Source organism: Gilliamella sp. Fer4-1 (assembly GCF_001690515.1).
In the GTDB taxonomy this organism is placed as follows: domain Bacteria; phylum Pseudomonadota; class Gammaproteobacteria; order Enterobacterales; family Orbaceae; genus Gilliamella; species Gilliamella apicola_C.
Genome location: NZ_LZGZ01000313.1, coordinates 1 through 5983, shown reverse-complemented (window position 1 = coordinate 5983; position 5983 = coordinate 1). Strand labels below are relative to the sequence as shown.

Sequence of the window (5983 nt, the reverse complement as noted above, 5' to 3'; positions counted from 1 at the left end):
GGCCTATTTGATTTGGTTCACGTTTTCACTAATCATATTAACTAATTCTATTTTTCCCTTACATGCGTACAGGCGATCAGTTAATTTATCGGTTGTGGCTATTTGGTAATCCATAAATAATATATAGCAGTAATTTAATTCTTTGTCATAAAAATAACATCACTACCAGGTAACGGTTTTTTTAAGATGTGGCTTTTGATTTTTCCCCAAACTTGCATTTCACAAGCTTTACAATTGAACTTTAATAATAATTCTTCATTGTTTTGAATCAATTTCATTGGCGTTACTTTGGTTTTTACTCCTTGGATTCCTTTTGCTTGTTTTGGACATAAATTAAACGCAAATCGTAAACAATGTTTCGTTATCATTAGTGGGACATCATCTTTTATTTCGTGTGCTTCATACGCACTTTCAATTAATTTTACGCCATGTTGTGCATAAAATTCCTTAGCTTTATGGTTATATACATTGGCTAAGTAACTTAAGTGTGTCTCTGGGTAAATTGGTGTTGGTTTTAATTCTGGCTTACGTGTCTTACAATGATAATTGGCTAATCTAGCTGTGGTTAAATTATCGATAATTTCTCTTCTAAATTGATTTAGTCGGCTACTTGGAATAAAATAAATTTTTGACAAATTCATTTTAAATTCAATTAAGCGATATATTGTTTGCCCTATTTTAGATAAGTTATCTCTAATATTTTTCACAAATTTATCTGGTTGTTCTGCAAGATCAAATTCATCCTTTAATGCTAATTCAACACAAATACCCTCTTCACTTTTTGCTATTAATTCAATACCTCCTTCGATATTATGTAATTCAAATGATACACCTATGCGACGATTACTTGTTTCTTTCAATAAATTTTGCTGCCACATATGATCGAGATTCCGATTGACCATATAAGGTAGTTTAACGGAAAAAAGTGGTTTGGGAATTTCATTTGGGTAAATGCGGTATTGATTAACTGAAAGTTTATCTACTTTGTCAGCTCTAAATCCAAAAATTTCTCTTTTTATCAGTACATTTAAACCATCACCATTAGTTAATATTTTCTCGGATCTGATATCGATAGTTTTAGATGTAACTTTAGTTATCTCACCAACCTGCAAGCCAATAAATTTAGGTGAATTGAAGGCGCCTATATCAGGTTTTCTACCGTTTATAAAATAATCAGTACTTCCTCGATGAAATGTTCGGTTAGGATCTGGTGTAAAAAAGTGTTCTGTACGACCATTTGATGCAGGTAAGAAATTTGATGATTTAGCTAAAATATTATCTAATTTTTGGCGATAAAATGCTGTAATATTTTTTACATAACTTAAGTCTTTATAGCGCCCTTCTATTTTGAATGATCTAACACCAGCTTGAATTAACTCCATTAGATTATCCGATTGATTATTATCTTTCATTGATAATAAATGTTTTTCGTAAGCAACAATACGACCTTGGTCATCTTTTAAAGTAAAAGGTAAGCGACAAGCTTGAGAGCAATCTCCTCGATTAGCACTGCGCCCTGTTTGTGCATGAGAAATATAACATTGACCTGAAAAAGCCACACAAAGTGCTCCATGAATAAAAAATTCTATTTTCGAATCAATTTTTTTATTAATTTCAGATATTTGAGTTAAATTAAGTTCTCGTGCTAAAACTATTTGTGAAAATCCAACATCAGATAAAAATTTTGCTTTTTCTGGTGTTCTAATATCCATTTGAGTACTAGCATGTAAATCAATGGGAGGTATATCCATATTCAAAATTCCCATATCTTGTACAATTAATGCATCAACACCCGCATCATAAAATTGCCATATGAGTTGTCTTGCTGGTTCAAGCTCATTATCGTGAAGAATGGTGTTTAAGGTTACAAACACTTTTGCATAATAACGATGAGCAAATTCAACTAACTGGGCAATATCGCTAACAGAATTCCCTGCATTATGCCTAGCACCAAAGCTTGGTCCACCGATATATACTGCATCTGCGCCGTGTAAAATAGCCTGCTGTGCAATTTCAATATTTTTGGCAGGACTAAGTAATTCTAATTCATTTTTAGCATTATGATAGGATGGCATTATAAACTCTTTTGACAATGGGATTAATAGGCGCTCTGTTCTTTATTTGACAAGCATTATTGTTAATTTAATAATGCTTGTCAAAAGCTTTCAGATAATTGTACGTTTGTATATAATTTTTGTTATAGAATGATTAGTTTTGGTAAGTTCTATTCTGTAAAGCTTTGATTCGTTTTTCTAATGGTGGATGAGACATAAACAATTCAGAAAATTTCGCTTTTTTCGCACCATTAATACAAAATGCCAGAATTGAAGTATCTTCACTTGGTTCATGGCTGGTTTTTAGTTTTTCTAACGCAGCAATCATTTTTGTACTGCCTACTAATTTAGCCGAACCAGCATCAGCATGAAATTCTCGATAACGAGAAAACCACATTGCGATAAGGCTTGCTAAAATACCAAATACAGTTTCAAAAACCATAACTATCAAGAAATAGGTTAACTGTGATAAGCCACGATTACGATCATCCAATGCTTGAGCTACAACAGATGCTAACATTCTTGAGATAAAAATAACAAAAGTATTAAGAACTCCTTGTAATAAAGTCATTGTGACCATATCACCATTAGCAACATGACTCATTTCATGACCGATTACCGCTTCAGCTTCATCTTGAGTCATAGTATTTAATAAACCAGAACTTACTGCAACCAGTGAGCTATTTTTGGTAGCACCAGTTGCAAAAGCATTAACATCTTGAGCATGATAGATAGCAACATCTGGCATTTTTATATTAAGCTCGGTTGATAAACGGCGAACAACATCAAGTAACCACTGTTCTTGATTATTACTAGGTTGAGTAATAATTTGCCCTCCTACTGACCGTAAAGCCATTCGCTTAGATAAAAGAAGAGATATAAAAGATCCACCAAAACCAAATAGTGCTGCAAAAATAAGTAAACCTAGCGTACCATGTGAATCAACACCTAAGATACTTAGAACAATGCCAAATACAAACATAACGGCTAAGTTAGTTAGAATAAATAATCCAACTCGCATCATAATGAAAATTTTCCTTTTTTGTGATTTTTATTAATAAAATAACCTTTAAACATAATTGTTGTATTACATATAGTAAAAATATAACTCTACTTTTCTTTGGAGCTTTTATTATTTTACTATATTTTATAGGAGTATGACATAATCCACTCACTAAACATAAACTAGCGATGTCGTCTTCTACAGTCGTTTTCTACAACCATTTTTTACATAGCTAACTCAGTGGCCAGCTCTCTTAAATGTTTTCATCCATTTTCATATCCTCTTAATACATAAAAAACAAAAGCGCAATAGCTATACTGCGCTTTGGTATTAAGTTAAATTTAACTAATCAAAATTACGCATTAATAATGCATAATTCAGATCAATATCTTCGGGAATGGGAATATAAACAATATGACCATCGCCAAGTCCTGCTGGCACAGGTTGCCCTTTTCTATTTTCCATACGTTCAATAATAAAAGTGATATTGCCCTTTGGGGTCATCATTTCAACACTATCGCCGACAGAAAATTTATTTTTTACAATAATTTCAGCGAGACCATTTAATCGCTCACCACTAAATTCACCCACAAATTGTTGTCTATCAGATACTGAATGACTATGTTCATAGTTTTGCATTTCTTCATGCTTATGGCGACGTAAAAAACCCTCGGTATAACCGCGATGCGCAAGTGCATTGAGTTCTTGCAACAAACGAGGATCAAAAGGTTTACCCTCGCTCGCGGCATCAATCGCTTGGCGATACACTTGTGCTGTTCTTGCACAATAATAAAAAGATTTTGTTCGGCCTTCAATTTTGAGTGAATGTACACCAATTTTAGTCAGGTCGCCTACTAACTCAACCGCTCTTAAATCCTTTGAGTTCATAATATAAGTGCCATGCTCATCTTCAAAAGCTTGCATATATTCGCCTGGGCGCCCAGACTCTTCAAGCATGAATACTTTATTTGTGGTCTGCCCAATACCTAATGTTGGCTCTACTTGTTGCACTGGGATGGGCTCACATTTATGTACAATTTGACCAACTTCGTCTTCTTTGCCTTCAGCAACCTTATATTCCCAACGACATGCATTAGTGCACGTACCTTGATTGGAATCACGTTTGTTAATATAACCAGAAAGTAAACATCGACCAGAGTATGCCATACATAGCGCTCCATGAATAAATACTTCTAATTCCATTTCGGGCACTTTTTCACGAATTTCAGCAATTTCATCAAGTGATAATTCTCGGGATAATACAACTCGGGTTAAGCCCATCTGGTGCCAAAATTTTACTGTAGCCCAGTTAACTGCATTAGATTGCACCGATAAATGGATTTCCATTTCAGGGAAATGCTCACGAACTAACATAATTAACCCAGGATCAGACATAATAAAAGCATCGGGTTTCATGTTTACAATAGGCTCTAAATCACGAATAAAGGTTTTTAATTTAGAGTTATGTGGGGCAATATTAACTACCACATAAAACTTTTTGCCTTGGGCATGGGCTTCGTTGATCCCAATTGCCAAATTTTCATGATTAAATTCGTTATTGCGAACACGTAGGCTGTAGCGAGGTTGACCAGCATAAACGGCATCTGCGCCATAAGCAAAAGCGTAACGCATATTTTTAAGGGAACCAGCTGGCGAAAGTAGCTCTGGTTTTGCATATAAAGTTGTCATTAAAAAATGCCTCTGATTTCAAGTCAGTATTACTTATTCGTAATAGGTTAAGCAAAATAGGATGGGCATTTTACGCTTTAGCTTATCTGTTGGCAAATTTATTAGTTACCTTCGATAAACACTTCTTTATTTTAAAGCGTATTTCTAACTATTTAGCTTGGTAGTTGACAAGCTAAATAACCTATTTTATTAGCAATTAAAATGACATTATCTGGGGATTTTTTGATATTTTCTTGTTTCCTGAGCATATGATCAATATGTTTATTTAGCAATAATAAGCTATCTTATTAAAAGTTTAGCAGTAGCTTTTTCATCATTATGTGTGTTTTATTTATTAATACATATTACTTTATTTGGAATAACTTTACTGATAATTAATGATCCTATATATAAAATACCGATTGAAAAGAATGTTAATTTATAGGCAAACGATAATGTAAATGTTATGCTTACAGCATGTAAAAATATATGTTTTCAAGCTATTATTTAAAGGTAATTTTATGGCTATCCCTTCTTTTTTAACACTATATAACGAACTTGTCTCTATCCCGACAATTAGTAATGTCACTAACGAAAAATTGGATTATTCTAACCAACCACTTATCGAGAAGTTAGCTACTTGGTTTGAAGATTTAGGTTTTACTATTGATATTCAGCCTGTCCCCAATACTCGACACAAATTCAACATGCTAGCAACTTATTCAAACAGCGACAATAAAACGCAAGGTGGTTTATTACTAAGTGGGCACAGCGATACGGTTCCTTTTGATGAAGGACAATGGACAAAAGATCCTTTTAAGCTAACTGAAGAAGATAATAAGCTATATGGACTAGGCACTGCCGATATGAAAGGCTTTTTTGCTTTTATTTTAGAAGCGTTACGTGATATTGATCTCAAAAAGTTAAACAAGCCAATTTACGTTCTAGCTACCGCTGATGAAGAAACCTCCATGGCTGGCGCATCATTTTTTGCTAAAAACACCAATCTTCAACCTGACTGTACCATTATTGGCGAGCCAACATCTTTAATACCCATCCGTGCTCATAAAGGGTTTATCTCTAATTCTATAAAAGTAATTGGTAAATCAGGGCATTCTAGTGATCCAGACAAAGGTATTAACGCTATCGAAGTGATGCATTTAGTCATTGAACGCTTATTAATCCTGAAACAGCAATTTAAACAGCAGTACCACAATGAGGGGTTTAGTGTTCCCTATCCTACATTAAATTTAGGTGT

4 protein-coding genes are annotated in these 5983 nt (G+C 33.8%); 1 reads left to right on the top strand and 3 read right to left on the bottom strand.

The features are described from left to right. Positions 1-134 precede the first annotated feature (134 nt). The 3 genes from A9G30_RS10545 to trhP all read right to left on the bottom strand — a co-directional run bounded on the left by A9G30_RS10545 (position 135) and on the right by trhP (position 4746). Positions 135-2075 (bottom strand): peptidase U32 family protein, encoded by a 1941-nt coding sequence (locus tag A9G30_RS10545; protein WP_065588929.1) that lies wholly within the window; start codon positions 2073-2075, stop codon positions 135-137. 133 nt (positions 2076-2208) lie between these two features. Beyond that, positions 2209-3078, bottom strand: coding sequence for a protease HtpX (htpX, locus tag A9G30_RS10540; protein ID WP_065588928.1), 870 nt, complete (start codon positions 3076-3078; stop codon positions 2209-2211). 324 nt (positions 3079-3402) lie between these two features. Further along, positions 3403-4746, bottom strand: a complete 1344-nt coding sequence (trhP, locus tag A9G30_RS10535; RefSeq protein WP_065588927.1) for a prephenate-dependent tRNA uridine(34) hydroxylase TrhP — start codon at positions 4744-4746, stop codon at positions 3403-3405. Positions 4747-5246: 500 nt separating this feature from the next. Between trhP and argE the strand changes: the two genes are divergently transcribed. Continuing rightward, positions 5247-5983 (top strand): acetylornithine deacetylase (argE, locus tag A9G30_RS10530; RefSeq protein WP_065588926.1); only part of this gene is annotated, 737 nt, incomplete at its 3' end.